Annotated in this window: 14 protein-coding genes; all 14 read left to right on the top strand. The window is 38.4% G+C overall.

Annotation, left to right across the window (positions count from 1 at the left end; genetic code table 11):
- Positions 1 to 121 precede the first annotated feature (121 nt).
- From CHL74_RS09565 to CHL74_RS15565, 14 genes are read left to right on the top strand one after another with little or no spacing between them, the layout of a single operon-like run.
- The gene (locus CHL74_RS09565; RefSeq protein WP_094880941.1) at positions 122 to 1,840 is read left to right on the top strand and encodes a GNAT family N-acetyltransferase; all 1,719 of its coding nucleotides are present in this window, start codon (positions 122 to 124) and stop codon (positions 1,838 to 1,840) included.
- 6 nt (positions 1,841 to 1,846) lie between these two features.
- Positions 1,847 to 2,317: a hypothetical protein gene (locus tag CHL74_RS09560; protein WP_094880940.1), complete on the top strand. Its 471-nt coding sequence runs from the start codon at positions 1,847 to 1,849 to the stop codon at positions 2,315 to 2,317.
- Between the two features lie 23 nt (positions 2,318 to 2,340).
- Entirely contained in the window at positions 2,341 to 4,857 is a 2,517-nt protein-coding gene (locus CHL74_RS09555) for a hypothetical protein (protein WP_094880939.1), read from the top strand.
- Between the two features lie 2 nt (positions 4,858 to 4,859).
- The gene (locus tag CHL74_RS09550; protein WP_094880938.1) at positions 4,860 to 7,961 is read left to right on the top strand and encodes a DUF4407 domain-containing protein; all 3,102 of its coding nucleotides are present in this window, start codon (positions 4,860 to 4,862) and stop codon (positions 7,959 to 7,961) included.
- Positions 7,962 to 7,966: 5 nt separating this feature from the next.
- Positions 7,967 to 8,644 carry a vWA domain-containing protein gene (locus tag CHL74_RS09545; RefSeq protein ID WP_094880937.1) on the top strand — a complete coding sequence of 226 codons (678 nt, stop codon included), beginning with the start codon at positions 7,967 to 7,969 and terminating at the stop codon, positions 8,642 to 8,644.
- Positions 8,645 to 8,656: 12 nt separating this feature from the next.
- Positions 8,657 to 9,742: a PP2C family serine/threonine-protein phosphatase gene (locus tag CHL74_RS09540; protein WP_094880936.1), complete on the top strand. Its 1,086-nt coding sequence runs from the start codon at positions 8,657 to 8,659 to the stop codon at positions 9,740 to 9,742.
- Positions 9,681 to 10,694, top strand: a complete 1,014-nt coding sequence (locus tag CHL74_RS09535) for a protein kinase domain-containing protein (RefSeq protein ID WP_094880935.1) — start codon at positions 9,681 to 9,683, stop codon at positions 10,692 to 10,694. Before CHL74_RS09540 ends, CHL74_RS09535 begins: the two co-directional genes overlap by 62 nt.
- Positions 10,691 to 11,506 (top strand): hypothetical protein, encoded by an 816-nt coding sequence (locus tag CHL74_RS09530; protein ID WP_176452217.1) that lies wholly within the window; start codon positions 10,691 to 10,693, stop codon positions 11,504 to 11,506. The genes CHL74_RS09535 and CHL74_RS09530 overlap by 4 nt, the downstream gene beginning before the upstream one ends.
- Positions 11,499 to 13,538 carry a hypothetical protein gene (locus CHL74_RS09525; RefSeq protein ID WP_094880933.1) on the top strand — a complete coding sequence of 680 codons (2,040 nt, stop codon included), beginning with the start codon at positions 11,499 to 11,501 and terminating at the stop codon, positions 13,536 to 13,538. Before CHL74_RS09530 ends, CHL74_RS09525 begins: the two co-directional genes overlap by 8 nt.
- 3 nt (positions 13,539 to 13,541) lie before the next feature.
- Positions 13,542 to 14,297 (top strand): hypothetical protein, encoded by a 756-nt coding sequence (locus CHL74_RS09520; protein ID WP_141241287.1) that lies wholly within the window; start codon positions 13,542 to 13,544, stop codon positions 14,295 to 14,297.
- A 21-nt stretch (positions 14,298 to 14,318) separates the two neighbouring features.
- Positions 14,319 to 15,389 carry an AAA family ATPase gene (locus CHL74_RS09515; protein ID WP_094880931.1) on the top strand — a complete coding sequence of 357 codons (1,071 nt, stop codon included), beginning with the start codon at positions 14,319 to 14,321 and terminating at the stop codon, positions 15,387 to 15,389.
- 4 nt (positions 15,390 to 15,393) lie between these two features.
- Positions 15,394 to 15,927, top strand: coding sequence for a DUF1232 domain-containing protein (locus CHL74_RS09510; protein ID WP_094880930.1), 534 nt, complete (start codon positions 15,394 to 15,396; stop codon positions 15,925 to 15,927).
- 25 nt (positions 15,928 to 15,952) lie between these two features.
- Positions 15,953 to 16,495, top strand: coding sequence for a GNAT family N-acetyltransferase (locus CHL74_RS09505; protein WP_094880929.1), 543 nt, complete (start codon positions 15,953 to 15,955; stop codon positions 16,493 to 16,495).
- Positions 16,482 to 16,937: a hypothetical protein gene (locus CHL74_RS15565; protein WP_141241286.1), complete on the top strand. Its 456-nt coding sequence runs from the start codon at positions 16,482 to 16,484 to the stop codon at positions 16,935 to 16,937. The genes CHL74_RS09505 and CHL74_RS15565 overlap by 14 nt, the downstream gene beginning before the upstream one ends.
- Positions 16,938 to 16,958: the final 21 nt, after the last annotated feature.

Here is a 16,958-nt window from a genome sequence, read left to right as displayed (position 1 = left end):
ATTTCAATAAAATAGCAGAAGATGTAAGAGACAAAGCTATTGAACTTATGGGCATGGCTGCATGCCAAGTTCGCTGTCTCAATTGTCAACATTGCTCAAATATGCGTTGCGGAAACAGATAATGAACATACAGACTGTCCATAACAATACTTATTCGTATCTACGGCAAACCAACGAAATTGTTCCTGGCGTTGTAGAAGACAATAGTTATGCTTGGACGTTTGCACCATATGGCGAATTCTCGTCTATGCCTGAAGTCGCAATGTTCATCATTGCCTTGACCGAACAATGCAATCTGCGTTGCACCTATTGCTGCTATTCCGGTGAATACATAGGCAATCATCGACATAATGCCCATTCACTCTTGGCAGGAGATATAGAAAAGATATATTCGTTCATAAAGCGAATGGCAGCAAACAAACCTATACGTATCTGTTTTTATGGTGGAGAGCCTCTTACAAAATTTGCACTTATACAGCATGCCGTAAATAGAGGCAGGGAAGAATGGGGTGACAAAGCGAGCTTCTCCGTATCCACCAATGGCACCTTGCTTAATGAGGACAGCATGACATGGCTGGTAGACAACAGTGTAGAAATAGCCATGACGGTTGATGGCACAGAGCGATTCCACGACCGATACCGCATAGACAAAAAAGGAGAAGGTTCGTTCAGAAAAGTACACAAGACTTTGAATTATCTGCATAATCACACTTTTCAGAAAGTCCCTAATATTGTATTGCTGATGACGCTATCTTCTATTTCGGACTTAGAAGCAATAGCAAAGGAATGGCAGGAAGACGATCTTCTACGAAACTATCCGCCCACTCATATCAGTGGACTGACTCCGAATTTTGCAAAAGGAGTAGCAGAAGAGAGTTGGGAAGAGTTTCGCAATCTCTACATTCACCTAATAGACACGTATCAGCATCATCCTAATTGGGTTGTGCTTCAAACCTTTTTCGACGAACTGATTGAAATATGGAAGAACAGACCCGTCTTCAAGATTGAAGGAGATATGCCATTGGCGACATGCATGCCAGTAAATACAAAGCTTTACATAGATGCACACCTACAGATAGCTGTATGTGAAAAATTCAATGACCGTTTTCGCATCGGAAATATAGAACAAGGCATCGATTGGAATAAAGCAAATAAGCTGGCAAAGGAATATTATAAAAAGCGAGAAAAACGTTGTGCGTTTTGCCCTGCTGTCCGTATGTGTAATCAATGTCTTACGGCAATAGAATACACCGACGAGCAATGGAATGTGCTATGTAAAAACGAACGTATTGCCCACCGCCTTGGAATGTTTGTCTTCTGCGAGATGGCAGAACGAGGGATGCTTACGCCGCCGTCTGTGCCAGAGCTTACCACTGCAAGATGCATTCTGAACGAAGTTACAGAGGATGATATACCTGTCTTGAAATCCATTTTTACAGATGTAACAACACAGCGTTTTCTTCCCGACCTTTGCGAGATTGCCAAAACAGATGAAGGTATCAGGAATATCCTCCACTCATTCAGCCTATACCTAAAGATGAAAGAAGGTGTCCTGTGGGGCATACGTCACGGAGGAGAACTTATAGGTTTTGTGGCTACTATGGATTTATCATTCTATCCCACCATATTCTTCGCTATGCATCATGAACACAGAAATCAAGGAATGATGATAGAAAGTGTAAAAATTGCCACTCAATATATAATAGAAAGCAACTTCTGTACCGAACTTCACTCCGAGGTGAACGTTGATAATATTACATCACAGAGAGTACTGAACACTTGCGGATATGTTATCTGTACAGAAGATGACAGAAAGATAATATTCGAATACAAAATATAACAATATATGAGAAGATTTAAATTTATCACCCTGTTGATTACTGGCGCATCCTTAGGATTGTGCTTGACAACAACCTCCTGTAAAGGTTCTGCAGGAAAAAAGGTTGCGTCGGAAGCCATGCAACTCTTGGAGAAAGATGCTGGAAGTCTTGAGCGGAATGCTGGTCGCATCGAGAAAGCAGCTGTTGGTGTTGAAGAATCATCTGGCAAATTAAGCAGAGAGGCGGAAGATGAACTCAATTCTTATTCTAAGTATCGCAAGACAAAAAAATGGGAAGAAAGAATCGATAACTGTTTGGGGAATGACGATGAACCTGTGTCACAACCAGTAACAATTACTTGTCCTCAATGCCAAGGCAACGGTATTGTATATGCTACCGATATGTATGGTAATGTTATATATGATTATTACGGTAATGCACAAGTTGTCTACTGTCCAAATTGTAGAGGAAACAAACAGATTGTTGTGTATCAATAAAATAGAAATAAAAATATACACTTATGTTAAGTAAACAAATTGATAAAATTGTCAAAAGAAGACAAGAGGCTGTAAGCGGCATCTCAAGGCGCATCGCTAAGGCTACAACATGGAAAAAATATGTTGAAGGATTACTTGCAATCTGTCGCAACAAGAGAGAGACTTGGGAGCAGGTTGTTAAAGATTCTAAGTCAGAAGAATACGCAAAGGAATTAGAGAAACATCTTAATTTATTTGTTGAGCAAGTTAACATTTTGCTTAATGAAGATGGTGGTAAATTATCTCTCAAAACCGCATTAAAGAGAGCTCAACGTGAATATGTAAATTTAGGCATAGTTGGTCCTTGGCGTATAGGAAAGAGCCAAATCATCCAACAGCTTACACATTTAGATACTTGGATCATTCCTACTGATGCAGCAGATAATTGTACAGCTTGCCCTATTCACGTAATTAATGGCACATTTCATGGAGAAACAAACGTGGCGGTTATTTCCGTTTATTCCGTAGAGGAAATGTGCAAAAATATTAATGATTACATTACGCATTGTCAAATGGAAGGTAAGATTCAGTATCTTACTGCTACCACGAATGATGAATTCTTGAAACAATGCGAAGAAAGAAAGAAGATTGTTCATAAATTGGATAATCCAGGTGGTGCTGTAGAGGGATTTTATGATAAAATGGAAGAATACCTCGATAATGCCTCACAGTATTATAGAGTTCTCTCTTCGGGTGACGGAATCGATGTTGCAAAAATTTTCGGTAATACTGATATTTGCACAATAAACATTGATGTTGATAATGGGATTATTATTCTCAAAAACATAGAATCTGAAGAGGTCAAGAAAGCCTATCGACCTTTTGTTTCTTATTTTGCTTGTCCAGGAGCTTCTAAGCATACTTTCAAATGCTTAGCATCAAAGTCCGTTACGATATATTGTGATTTCCGGTTTTTGGACGAAAATATAGGAAAACTGCGTCTGATGGACACTCCTGGAATTGGAGAATGTAAGCTGAATGTCTCAGAAGGATTGTCACAAGCCTTAAGGAACGACTTAGATATCGCTGTCGCAACAGCTGTTGCAAAACCTAACCTTAATGACCTTCAGCAAATCCGTGATTTTCATGACATCCTAAAGAAAGAAACCAATGGAAGAAATCCTGAGAATTGGTTGTACTATATGTACAATGTATATTCAACTGACAATAGAATGACTTCCTCAATTTTGAAAAACCGACATAGCTTTATTTTAAAAGATCTCGCCAAAACAATAAGCGATGGTCCAGGAATAAAATTGTCAGAAACACATTTTGCTGACATTGATGCTTTAATAAATAAGGGTATCGTATGTCCAGAGGAAGATAATATAATGCTAGAAGAATGTAGGGACGAGACAAAGAGCCTTTCTACTTTCTTTGACACTATTCTACACGAAATGGTGGATTCCATTGAAAAAGTAGATGAGGTTTTTTACAAGCAGTCAAATATACATTTTAATGATGTTGAAGACGATTTTGAAAACATAAAACAAGAAATTCAGCATCTCGCTATTTGTAGTTATGACAACCAAGTCATTGATTTCATAGCAAAGCAAATGAATGATCTCTATGAGGCGATAAAGCATCTTAACATTGACTTGAAGCTCTATGACACAGGAAATCATCCAGGTGAAGAGTTAACGCTTAGTCGTAAAATAAAAAATTATTGCAAGCCAGAAGAATATGGCAAAGAGTTGATGTTCATACTGGATGTGGAGAGATACCCGATAAGTCAAGATTTTGACCGATTCTTTTCTGACATTGAAGAGAGTTTAAGGTTTCAAATTACATGGGATAATTGGAACATGAATCAAGATTTCGACCAGTATATTATATTGAAACGCAAACTTATAGAAACAATAGAGAAGAATGTCTTGGCACAATTCGACAAGAAGCAGGCGGATAAGAACTTAGCCATTGCCAAAAAGAAAATTCTTGATGTTTACCTAAATGTTGGAAAACTCGGAGAAATAACAGGCACAACAGATGAAGACTGGTGTGAAAAGTTTATTGAGAAGCTTAGTTTAGACAGTCAATACTCAAAACTGGTTGAGATATTTACCAATTTCAAGGAGTACGAGTTATCTATTGAGGATGCGTTAGGGAAGAATATCCAAACTTTGAGAATGAAACAGCAACATCGTGATCAGTTCATCTATGATGAAGATGATATGACACCTTTTGATGGATATGACAAGGCATTACACGCCTTTGCTTTTAGTTTGTACAATATAGAGAAGGCTATTAAATCCGTATTGGCAGGAACAGGCGAGAATTCATATGAAGCTATTATTAGTGAACAAGAAGGTCATTTCCAAAATGCCATGTCTCCAATCAAAACAATTCCTGCAACAGCAGGACAAGTGGGATATTCCGACCCAGGAATACAACTTATGAAGCTATACATGGAACATAGCTATATCTTTGAAAATGAGGACTCGGCTGCTAAGAATGCCGTTGCCCTTGAATGGAAATCGAAGTCAATTTTTAACGAAGAATAATCATGGCGTACAATCCAGAGCCCCAAGAAGGCAAGATATACGTAAATGCTAAAGGCTTTAGATTCAAGGTTGAATCCAAAAAGGAAGATGGCATTAATGTGCTAAAGTTCAAGTCTGATGGTACCATAGATAAGCCTATCTTTTGGCCTGAAAGCAAATGGAATGCACAAAACTTGACTCTTGAAGGAGAAAAAGGTGGAGGGCCAAACGATAAAGACCCAAATGGAGGCCAAAGTTTTACCTTTAGTATAGACGATAATGGTATATTGTCTATTACTCAAGACGGCAAGCCAATACAGAAACTGGACATAAGAGGCCCAGAGGGCAAACCGGGCACAAATGGCATGCCTGGTCAGAATGGTGCCCCTGGACAGCCTGGTAAGGATGGTGCCCCTGGACAGCCTGGTCAAGATGGTACGCCTGGCAAGGATGGGCATGATGGTGCACCTGGCAAGGATGGCAAACGTGGTGAAAAAGGTGACCAAGGTAAAACAGGCCCTAAAGGAGAAGATGCAGACTTATGGAAACCTCAGATTACTCCTGATGGACAGTATCTGTTTTTCGAAAATCAAAAAGGAGAAAAAACAGAGAAGTACCCCATCAAAGGTATGAAGGGCGACCCTGGAGGTGAAGGACCGCGTGGCATAAATGGTCCTGCAGGTCCAGTTTTCACTCCTAGTATAAACTCTGATGGCGTTATTAGTTGGTCAAATAATGGCAAAGGATTGTCAAATCCTAATCCTATCAGCATTAAGGGCGACAAGGGCGACAAGGGCGATGATGGTGTAACATTCCATCCAGTTATTAAGGATGGCGTGCTATATTGGCATGATGATAAAGGGCTTGTGTCGAGCATATCTCCAGTAAAGATTTCTGGAAAACAGGGAGATAGGGGCGATGTGGGTCCACAAGGATTGTCTGCCTATGAAATTTGGTTGAAGCAGGGTTACAGAGGTACAGAACAAGACTTTTTGGATTCTTTGAAAGGAGAGAAAGGCACGCCTGCACCTCCTGCAAACTTCTCGTTTAAGGACGTGGAAGATTTCACTTGTAAGATTCAGAAGATCGATACAGATTTAATTGTTGATTCCGAGACTCCTACAGAGAGTCCTGAGGAGATTATAGAGTCACGTACTGAAGAAATCAAGAAATTACGTGAAGAAGGACATAAAAAAGAAAACCAAGCTAAGAATAGGGTTGGATGGTTCAAAAAGTTTACATGGTGGTGTGCAGGAGTAGATAGAGACTTGCTTACCATGTGTCCTTCCGACCATGCTAAGTATGCAGGTGTGGGTACTGTCATCCTATTTACAGCATTGATGGCATGGTTCTCCAGCTTCATAGCAATGCGTCTCGTGTTGAAAGCCCCTATGGATCAATTCAATAACAGTGAGACTCTTGGAGCTGCTGTTTTTGCTATTTTTTGGGCAGGAATGATATTCTGTTTAGATCGTTTCATTACTAACACAATGTATTCTGACGGTAAAGTTACGATAAGTAAACAAGAATTTATTTGTGGTCTTCCTAGAATTGTCATAGCCATATTTTTGGGAATAGTTATTTCTGCTCCTCTAGAACTAATGATATTTAACGATGAGATAGAAAACAAAATACACAATGAACTCAAAACTGATAACCGCAAACGCGTTAACGACGAGTATGAAGAAAAAGCAAAATTAATTAAACAAAAGATAGATACTTTACAACAACAGCAAATCACTATTGTAGAAAATCAATCCAAAATACCACAATTAAAAGCTCAAATTAGTGAAGAAGAAGAAAAAAGAAATGAGGCTATTAATAATGTAAAGGTTGACCCAACAAAAACGTCCATATCAAGAAAATCTGGAGAAAAAAAGGAAGATTACGAACAGAGAAAATCAAATCAAAAAAGGAGCGATAGGAATGCGGATGCCCAAAGTAAGATAACACTTCAAAACGAGGCTGCCAAACCATATGATGACAAAATTGCATCTTTACGACAACAAATAATAAACCTTAGTGCAGATACAGATCAACTCAACAAACTTATTATTGCAAAAAATAACGAGCTACAATCGCTTGACAGTCTACATAAGAGGGATGTTGATGTTGTAGACAGCGTTTTTTTGTCTAGATTAGGCCTTAAGACTCGCTTGGAAGCGTTACATGAGATAGCCATGGAAGGTTATACTCCATACCAAGGAGAAACAGACACATGGCTAGACTACATAACTTTACATCGAATGTGGTACTATCTATTCTTCTCAGCCATTGGTCTTATCATGCTTCTGTTTATACTTATAGACATTTCACCAGTTCTTTATAAGATGATGCTTGCAGATGGCAAGTATGATAACTACTTGCATCAAGAAAAGCTATTGGCACAGGACAAGATTAGGCTTAGCCTTTCCAAAATGCTGAAGAAGCTCAATGAGAGCGAACTAAAACGTGTTGCGCCATTTATTATGGGCGATATTTATGAGAAAATGGCTGGAGATTCTTACGTCTTTAAGACACAAGAGGAATTTATAAAAGAAGTTAAGCAACAAAAGGATACAGGATGGTGGTGGAGAATATGGCCACTCAGCTTCTTTAGGTGGCTATTCTATAAAGAACAAGATCGCCCTAGTGCACCAGTAATCGTTTTGGATCTTAAAGAAAAATCTCGTAATCAAAAAGAGGTAGACCGTGTGAATGAAGAGCTTTTTGACAAGGTGCTCGATATGAAAAAGAGAATTATCAAGGCTTCATATGAAAGATGGTATAAGACCCAACACGATTGTATCATATGTGATGACGTAGACGACGAAAATAAAGGTCAGGAACCATTTGATGACGAAGATATTGATTCGGAAGAGGAACGTGTACATGTGGATGGCGATGAGTCTGATACCACATCTTCGTATGAATACACGCAAGATACGTCGGAGGATGATTCTGAGGACAATACTTCCGAAGATAGCAATAATGATTCCGAAGATGAGAATCTTCAGTCAAAAGATGAAAATTCGTCTCAAAAAACCTCTGATTCAAATGATGATGATGAAGATGCTCCCATCGATGAGGATGAACATGAATGTCCCGAAGATGATGGTGATGACAATATAAATAATAAAAAATAGTTGTTATGCCACATTTCGGACAAGCACCAGATAACTACCAACAGAAGTGCCTCTGCGTACTTCTGTTGGATGTATCTGGCTCCATGATGAAGGACAACAAACTTGTTCTTCTGAATGAAGCCATAAGGAAATTGTATGATGATATAGTCAATGCTAAAAATGGAATTGCACCTTCCACAAAAGATCAACTCTTTGTAGAAATAATTTCATTTGATCAGTCTCCTCACAGAATCCAGCCTTATATGCTGCTTAGCAAGAGTACAATGCCTCCTGTATTAAAGTCTAGAGGATCTACGACCGATACAGCGAGGGCTATTGATTTTGCGATGGAAGAGATAGAGACTCACAAGAAGATGTTGTTGAGTACAGGACAAAAATACTATCGTCCTTGGCTTGTGCTGGTGACAGATGGGAATCCGACTTCAAGCAAAGAACAGATGGAAAGAATAAGCAAGAAAATTAGAGTTGCTATAGCCAATAAACATTTGTTTATGACAGCTGTCGGCGTCGGGAATCAAATTAATATCTCCCTTCTTAATAGACTATCTGGAGGCAATGCCACTAAATTGGAAGGATTCTCATTTTCAAAATTCTTTGAATGGTTAGCACAAAGTACCGATAAGGTATTCAAATCTGATGACGATTTCGATAGGGCAATGGATGCAGAAGATGGATTCTTATAAATGACATAAGCTATGGACGGTTTACATGTAAAAGATAACACTAATGAACTCCATGTTTGTAATCAAGAGGAAATCACAGGCCTGAAAGAAGAGTCTTTGGAGTGTAATTTTCAGCAAGAGATTATAGAATACAACCAGGAAGAGAAACCTGTCAACCAAACAGAAGTCCCAACAGTATCACTAAAGACCCAAGTTGAAAGTTCGTCGAAATGGGTTTTAGGAATCAGTCTTCTGGGGCGTTCTCATAAGGAAAAAGAAACTCCTTGTCAAGATTTTCATATATACGAAGACCTTGGAGATGGTTGGAACGTATTCATTATTAGTGATGGTGCAGGCTCGGCAAGGGAATCTCATCGAGGTTCACGTATGACCTGCAACCTAATGGTTAGAGCCATTCGGAAACTATTAGAGAAATCACAATGGAAATTACAGCAGGATTTGCCTTCGGACATAGATTGGTATATAGAATTCTCTAATATCTGTAGAGGGATAAAGGGTATGATAGAAGAGCAAATTGAAACTCTTGACGAGCCTGTTTCCTCAAAAGATTTTAATGCAACGATTCAAGTACTGATAGTGTCTCCCAATGGGATGCTGGTCGGTCATATCGGTGATGGTCGAATGGGATTTCAAGACAATGATGGAATTTGGCACAGCTTGATTATCCCACATAAAGGTGAAGAGGCTAACTCTACCGTGTTCCTGATGAACAGATGGGATAAACCAAGGATACCGGCTGCAAAGATGAGTGGTGTACATATCCCCGAGACTAGAGTCATCAATTCCATCCCTGCAAAGGTTGTTCTCATGACTGATGGATGCGAAAATTTCTCATGGAAATGTGTTGCATATAATGAAGAAAAAGGTCAATATATAGACAGAAATGAGCCTTTTGAAAGTTTCTTGAATCCTCTGTTTGAGAAATTGGACTACCTAACAGGGGAAGAAAAGCTGGAAAAATACAGTTCTTTACTAAATTCTGCCAATGATGCTTGTGTAACTGAGCAAGATGACAGAACAATGCTAATTTGCAATTATGGATTACAGAGGGAAAAGCATATGTGTCCTACTGAAGGACAAAACAATCCTACGACATAAGATTGTCGAAGACCCTATTGCACGTGGAGGTGAAGGTGTCATATATCGTTTTGAGCATAAGGAGGAAGAAAAGATTTCCACCTTTATCTTAAAATTGTATCATTCTACTCATAAGGCAGCAAGAAATAAGGCTAAAGTCCGCTGTATGTTCAACAATCCCGTTCAGTCAGCAGATCCCAATGTACGTTTTTGCTGGCCTATCGGATTGGTGTATGATAATCGTACATATGAATTTTATGGTTTTGCAATGCAAGAGGCCTTTAGTGGAAGCAGGAATTTGGAGATTCTGAGTACATACTATGTGAATGATACAATAGCTAACCGATTTCCAGATGAAATAGAATGGCATGACAAATATGAACTGAATTCCAACCTTGGCCTTCAAAATAGACTTAGGCTTTTGTATTGCTGGGCAAAAACAATAGCAGAACTTCATAAGAAAGCACATGTTGTTATTGGAGATATTAAACCTTCAAACATATTATGTACGGCGGATGGTAAAGTATCTATTGTTGATATAGATTCAATGCAGTACACGCATTGTGGACACACGTATATAGGGACTGCTCACAGTCCTGAATTCTGTCATACAGATGTTCATAAAAAAAAGGCGTTACTCTTTAATATGCCTAGAAATTTTGATGCATTTTCATTCGCAGTCTCAGCTTACATGATTTTAACAGGTACTCACCCTTATAGTAATGTAATCAATCTGCCCCCATACGATAAAGAACAATACCAGAAATTGTCATCTATGATAAAGGCAAATCTGTATCTCAGAGGCGAGAAGGGTAAGTTTTTGAAGACCATCCAGGATTTTAACCTTCATGCAAACTTTGACAAGTTGCCCGCAACGATTAAGGAGCTTCTTGATTATTCCTTCACAAAAGGTCTGGATGACATCCCGTCTATCTCCATTTGGTGTAACTCGTTAAAGAAATGTGTAATATGAACAAGGATATTTGCATACATTGTGGCAAGCCAATTAGCTATAAATACTATAGAGATTGGAATGATAATAAAGTGTGTTTAGAGCATTACGAATACATAAATTTTTGTTGCTGTTGCTTTGGCTTTGTTGATAGAGATGGAAGACAGGTAGAACATGACAGATATGTCTGCAGTAATTGTTTGAGACAGGAGGTCTCTCCAGACAATATGCAATCCCATATTGATTTCGTTTACAAGTTATTATACGATAAGGGCTTTAATGATATTCAAAGAGACCACATAAAGATAGAAATAATTAGCAAGGGACAAATGCAGAAGCTGTATTCAGAAGTCGATGCAGTAGGTTTACATACGGGATATTCTCAGGTATGGAACCAAAATGGGCGAACAGGCTTCAAGCAGAATGTGTATGTTCTATCACATTTACACTACATTATTTTTGAGGGCATTTTAGCCCATGAGCTAATTCATGGATGGCAATTGCAGCAGAATATAGCGGACAGTAACGGATATGATGACGACATAAATAGAAAGACTCGTAGCGAAGGATTTGCACAGCTAGGCACATACATAGTTATGAAAAAACGATATGAAGAGGCAAAATATCTATATGAACATTCCACAAGCTTAGATAAAAGAGAACAAGCTGTAGAAATCATGAGATTGTGTCGCTATAAACTTAAAAACGAAAGAGACAATGACGATCCGATGTATGGTGTCGCATTTAAAAAAATACTGGAACGAAAAAATATTGTGGGTTGGTATCAACTTATACGTGAAGCAAGACTTGACCTTTTGAAGAAATATGTTTGAAAATGCAATAGTAGATAGAATCAATAAAGGATGGCTGCTATTTATCTGTTTGCTGCCATTTGTTTGTATTGGAGCATTTATGAATCGTGTGGCGTTAACCATTAGTCTTTTACTAATATGGTTTACGCCAATAACGTTGTTTATCCTAGATCAAATTCCAAAGAATCTATTTGATATAGAGAAGAAAATCGGATATGAAATTTCCAGAGGGGCGATTTATCTGTTAGCTATACAATATTCAGTATTATCTATTGCTATTTTGGGATACCATATTATTAGCTTTGACAGAATACAGGGCAGTACTCTTTTGGTTAAACTATGCACAGCCGTTATAGTGTTAGCTTACTTGTTGATGAATTATCTGATTATCAAGGGATTCTTGTTTACAAAAAATTATTCCCAAGAAGACATAAAAGCTCCTAAATTTGAAAAGCAGAATCTTTCTGCTGAGGCAAATTGTATTTATGAGGCCACGAAATCATACTCTGAAATTGTTTCTCTGCATCATATGCAAATGGAAGATCTTAGAGAGTTGAGTATTCCTGTGCCTCAAGAACCTTCAGAGACAAATAAAACTCCATTTGTTGACTACTTGAAGGAATTGTCAGATATGCCAAAATCTCATGCATCGTTGGCTTCACTTGAACAGTTTGCGTTGGCGATTGCGGATAAAAGTGGTTTATATGACTTCGGCGATAAAATCATTGATAATTTACAGGGATTAGCTAAGGATGGAGTAGATTATGTTGTTGATTTAAAGGATATCCTTCTGGGTAGCAAAGAATCATTTGCTGATTATTTGTCACACCATGATCAAGAAACCACCCATACATTACTAGACAACATCAAACACTACATATACTCAGATTTCCATGGGGCAAAATTTAGATTTGATTTATCACATGCACATGGAGAGTATGATAAGTTGGGAACTGTACTCAAACATTTAGCATCTGACACTGGGAAGGGAAGCGTAGAAACCTTCTTTGATTCAGATAAACTGGATGAAATCAATCATAATTTTGTAGAACATTTTTCTGAACACATAGACGATATAGCATCATCTATGCCTACTGACGTAGATATAGATATTTGGAATCCTGATTTTAATTGTGATGCCCACTTCCCTTTAATTACCACCGCTATTGAAACCTTTAAACTAGGTTCTAAATACTTCAGTGATGATGATATTAATATGGAAAGTGCATTTGAAAAGTCGGCAACCAAAATTGGAATGACGGCAGGTGGAGCTTATCTTGGCAGTGCTTTGGGAACATTGGTATTTCCGGGCGTTGGTACCATGATTGGTGCTATGATTGGTGGATGGCTAGGAAAGAAAGGTGCACATTCGATAAATACAGCAGAACTAAAACGTCTACAAGATGAATTATCAAAACAGATACAAGTCATTCAAGATACAGCAAAATTAGCTCAAGAAAATATCCAGCGTTACCAAGAAGAAACAACTGCAAATATATCAGCTATTGCGTATAGAGAGAATGAATTTTTCCAAAGTATCAAAGATGATGATCCTTTTGAATGTTATTCAGAGGACACGATGCTATTTGCGACGGTTATTATCCTCAGAGATTATATAGCACAATTAATAAGCGACTTAAAGAAGGGCGATGAGACGCAAAGGAAACATGCACAAGTATTAGAGCAATACATTCCATCAAACCAACAGATTAAAATGTATCCCAAAGAGAGTTTAGGATTGTTGTTGTCATCTCAAAAATATATTGGCAACAATATGGAAGAAGATTATAGGTGTAATTCAGCTTTAATGAATGAGATATGCTTATCTTCTATTGTAAAGTCAATCGCAGTTTTTAAATCACTTCAGGCCTTTTGGTACAATAAGATTTATACAGAGTACAAAGGCTCCATCTATAAGGTTATGAAAGAATCCAATGGCCAAATAGAAACTTATGTGGAGAATATCGATTCTGAAAAAAAACGCATAGAAGATGAAGTAGATAAAGCTGAGCATATTAAGAAACAAGTTGAGGACGAAGCTAAAACGTTATAGACCATGGATAAATTATTTAAATGCAAAGCTTGCCCTTCTATGGAGAGGTTTATGTCATATGACCAAAGTGAAGATTTGACGCTGCATTTTCTATGCGAAAGTACATCGCCTTCATATTATGACAAATTACCATTTCTAAAGGAGTTGTCAAAATATGATACATACAATAGACTAATGAAAATTAGGACAAGAGCGATTCTATTTAGCATAGGTGCTTTCTTTTTGCTTATCCTTGCGTCAATAACACAAAATCCTATGTTGTTGTTCTTAGTTGCTGCCTTTATGATAATGGGGTGGTATGTATTCTATCAGTTAGTATCTGATGATATAGCCAATGTAAGGGTATTTGAACTTAGTTTTAGTAACAAGACCTTCATGGAGCTAAAAAACATGAGTGTTGCCAATAACCACAACCGACTGATAGAGCTTAATACTCCTGTTAATTATGATGTCTTACTAATTGATAAATCAGGATGGCGATTACTTATATACATTAAGAATTGGATTAAATATGTCGAAGAAAAATATTTGAGAAGGAGAATGGTTGTCAGTTATCTATTTGACAAGAAAGAAAAAGTCGTTATAGACACTCTTTCAAGAACAGGAGTAGAGCGCAGCCTGGTGACAGGCATAAAAGAGCTAGAAACGTATTTAGCAGATACGAGTTTCAAAATAAGCAGAATATTCATTATAAACGACAAGAATGGGGATATACTTGTTAGGGAAATCATAAATCCTCAAATTAGTTCTAAAACTTAGCATAATAAAGGAGCCACTATCATGACAAGAGAAGCGATAGAACAGTTATTCGATAGAGCACGACAGGGCGATGTGACTGCACAGGCACTCGTCGGTCAGTTGTTCCTCGAAGGGAAATATATACAGGCGAATAGGGAGAATGCTATTGGGTGGCTGAGGAATGCCGCCCAATGCAATTGTCTCTATGCACGCGATTTGCTTAACGAAATGTTGAGTCAGCCGTTCAATCCTAACGGGCAACATCAAGATAGGCAGGATACCCAACCTGGTAATGTTCCTGTTGCGGACAATCATGACTATATGGCCGAATTGAATGGGCTGATAGGCCTTGACTCTGTAAAGCAAGAACTGGAGTCTCTCCGCAATCTGATAAAAATACAAAAGATGCGTGTCGAGAAAGGACTACCGAATACCAATATGAGTTACCATATGGTATTTACGGGCAATCCGGGTACAGGTAAGACGACTGTTGCCCGCATCGTAGCAGGTATCTATAAAGAGATTGGCATATTAAAGAAGGGGCATCTCATAGAGACCGACCGTTCTGGTCTTGTGGCTGAGTATGTGGGACAGACTGCACCCAAGACTAATGCTAAGATTGATGAAGCTATGGATGGTGTACTCTTCATTGACGAAGCTTACACCCTTGTTGGAGAAGGAAGTGATTACGGAGCAGAGGCCATTGCCACTTTGCTCAAGCGTATGGAGGACAACAGAGATCGCTTGGTGGTAATTCTTGCAGGTTACACTAATGAGATAAAGGAGTTCATTGACAGCAACCCTGGTCTGCAGTCGCGTTTCAACAGATACATTCAGTTTGAAGACTACAACGCAGATGAACTGGTGCAGATTCTTCGCAGCCATTTGAAGAAGTCGCACTATAAGATAAAGCGCGATGCCTTTGAGTGGATAAGCGAGTATATACGCACAAAGGTGATGACGAAGGACGAGAACTTCGGCAATGCCCGTTTCATCCGAAACACCTTTGAGAAAATTGTGCAGTATCAGGCTGATAGATTAGCAATGCTAAGTAACATCTCTAATGATGACTTGATGATTATTACAATTGATGACGTAAATAAATTGAAATAGTAATATGGACGAGATATTAAAGATATTTGGCGGTACAGAAAATATCTGGAATGCCATTCAAGAGAATGCCGCTAAAGTCGGCATAGAAGTGACACGCACCATGCTGGAACTCTTCTACGTATTGAAGAGTCCCAATACAGGTATGATAAACAAAACGCTTATCGTGGCAGCCCTCGGCTATCAGCTTCTGCCGGAAGATGCACTTCCTCGCGACAAGTATGGATTCCTCGGATTTCTGGACAACGGCGTTACCTTGGCATTTGCCTACAACAGAGTAAAGTCGTCTGTAACTCCTGAAATTGAGCATCAGGTGAATAATATTCTCTCAAATTGGTTTGGAACTGCGACACAGTCTGAAACTGCTGATATTCCAGAAAATAACAGCAATCAATTCTGTGGCTATACCTCCCAACCTATTCATGTAGAGCAACAGCCGCAAGGCTACAAGCCCATGGGTGATAGCGGTTACTATAACCAGTCATCTCAGAAGCCTCAGAAACCTATTTGGAACGATGACGATGATGTTGTCATCGACTGACACTATTAATCAAGGAGGATATTGAATGAACATCGAAATAAGAGACGCAAAGAAAGAAGATGTTGAGATAGTCGCTTGGACAGTGTTGACAGCATTGGACATGAACTGTGATGATATGGCCAAATTCATAAAGTCTTGCTCGGAAGAAGACACCATCTACTCATGGCGTAATTCAATAGTTGCAACTGTCGACGGAAAGACCGTTGGTTGCTTGATAGCATACGAGGGTAGCCGCTACAAAGAACTGAGGAACAAGTCGTGGCTTCAATTGTGGGATGATATGGATTCTAAATATCTAAAGACAATAGAAGCAGAGACTGTAGACGGTGAATTTTATCTTGACTCTATGGCTATTCTACCAGAATATAGAGGCTATAGCATAGGCAAAATGCTTCTGATGTATGCAGTAGAAAAAGGGAAAGATTTGGGATGTATGTACTCCACCCTCTTGGTGGATGTTCATAAACCAAGACTTGAAGCCTATTACAAATCTATTGGATTTGAACAGTATGGGGAAATGGCGTTTTTTGGTCATGATTATAAAAGAATGAGATATGTATTTGCTTGAACACATACCTTTGATGTTTGAAATTCTCGGAGCATTTGGATTATTATTAATTGCTTTTTATTGGTTTTCACGACCTGTAGAGAAAGACCGTCTCATGTATGGCAATAAGCCATTCATGTTGATTGTCTTTATGTCTGTTTTTATTATTTGCTTTGTACTTACACTATGCTTATTTGGTGAACTATTTGATAGCAATAATATTGTTCATTGGAGTAATGATGGAACCACTGTAGTTGAACACTGGTGGGCTATTATTAGTCAATTTGCTGATCCTGGAAACTTACCTTCATCTTCTGGTAATGGGCGTATAATCGCATTTATCAGTGCTGTATCTGGTGTGGTATGTTTGTCTGGACTTCTAGTATCATCAATTGTAAGTTACCAAACTCGTCGTTCGCAAGATTGGAAACAAGGAATGATTCATTATAATAGAAATTTTTAATAATTATATAGTAATTATAGG

Source organism: Prevotella sp. 885, assembly GCF_002265625.1.
In the GTDB taxonomy this organism is placed as follows: domain Bacteria; phylum Bacteroidota; class Bacteroidia; order Bacteroidales; family Bacteroidaceae; genus Prevotella.
This window is presented reverse-complemented; position numbering and strand designations above follow the sequence as displayed.

Excerpts from the sequence above, each read along its gene's own strand:
- CHL74_RS09565 (WP_094880941.1), top strand. The coding sequence starts at position 122 with ATGAACATACAGACTGTCCATAACAATACTTATTCGTATCTACGGCAA.
- CHL74_RS09560 (WP_094880940.1), top strand. The coding sequence starts at position 1,847 with ATGAGAAGATTTAAATTTATCACCCTGTTGATTACTGGCGCATCCTTA.
- CHL74_RS09555 (WP_094880939.1), top strand. The coding sequence starts at position 2,341 with ATGTTAAGTAAACAAATTGATAAAATTGTCAAAAGAAGACAAGAGGCT.
- CHL74_RS09550 (WP_094880938.1), top strand. The coding sequence starts at position 4,860 with ATGGCGTACAATCCAGAGCCCCAAGAAGGCAAGATATACGTAAATGCT.
- CHL74_RS09545 (WP_094880937.1), top strand. The coding sequence starts at position 7,967 with ATGCCACATTTCGGACAAGCACCAGATAACTACCAACAGAAGTGCCTC.
- CHL74_RS09540 (WP_094880936.1), top strand. The coding sequence starts at position 8,657 with ATGGACGGTTTACATGTAAAAGATAACACTAATGAACTCCATGTTTGT.
- CHL74_RS09535 (WP_094880935.1), top strand. The coding sequence starts at position 9,681 with ATGGATTACAGAGGGAAAAGCATATGTGTCCTACTGAAGGACAAAACA.
- CHL74_RS09530 (WP_176452217.1), top strand. The coding sequence starts at position 10,691 with ATGAACAAGGATATTTGCATACATTGTGGCAAGCCAATTAGCTATAAA.
- CHL74_RS09525 (WP_094880933.1), top strand. The coding sequence starts at position 11,499 with ATGTTTGAAAATGCAATAGTAGATAGAATCAATAAAGGATGGCTGCTA.
- CHL74_RS09520 (WP_141241287.1), top strand. The coding sequence starts at position 13,542 with ATGGATAAATTATTTAAATGCAAAGCTTGCCCTTCTATGGAGAGGTTT.
- CHL74_RS09515 (WP_094880931.1), top strand. The coding sequence starts at position 14,319 with ATGACAAGAGAAGCGATAGAACAGTTATTCGATAGAGCACGACAGGGC.
- CHL74_RS09510 (WP_094880930.1), top strand. The coding sequence starts at position 15,394 with ATGGACGAGATATTAAAGATATTTGGCGGTACAGAAAATATCTGGAAT.
- CHL74_RS09505 (WP_094880929.1), top strand. The coding sequence starts at position 15,953 with ATGAACATCGAAATAAGAGACGCAAAGAAAGAAGATGTTGAGATAGTC.
- CHL74_RS15565 (WP_141241286.1), top strand. The coding sequence starts at position 16,482 with ATGTATTTGCTTGAACACATACCTTTGATGTTTGAAATTCTCGGAGCA.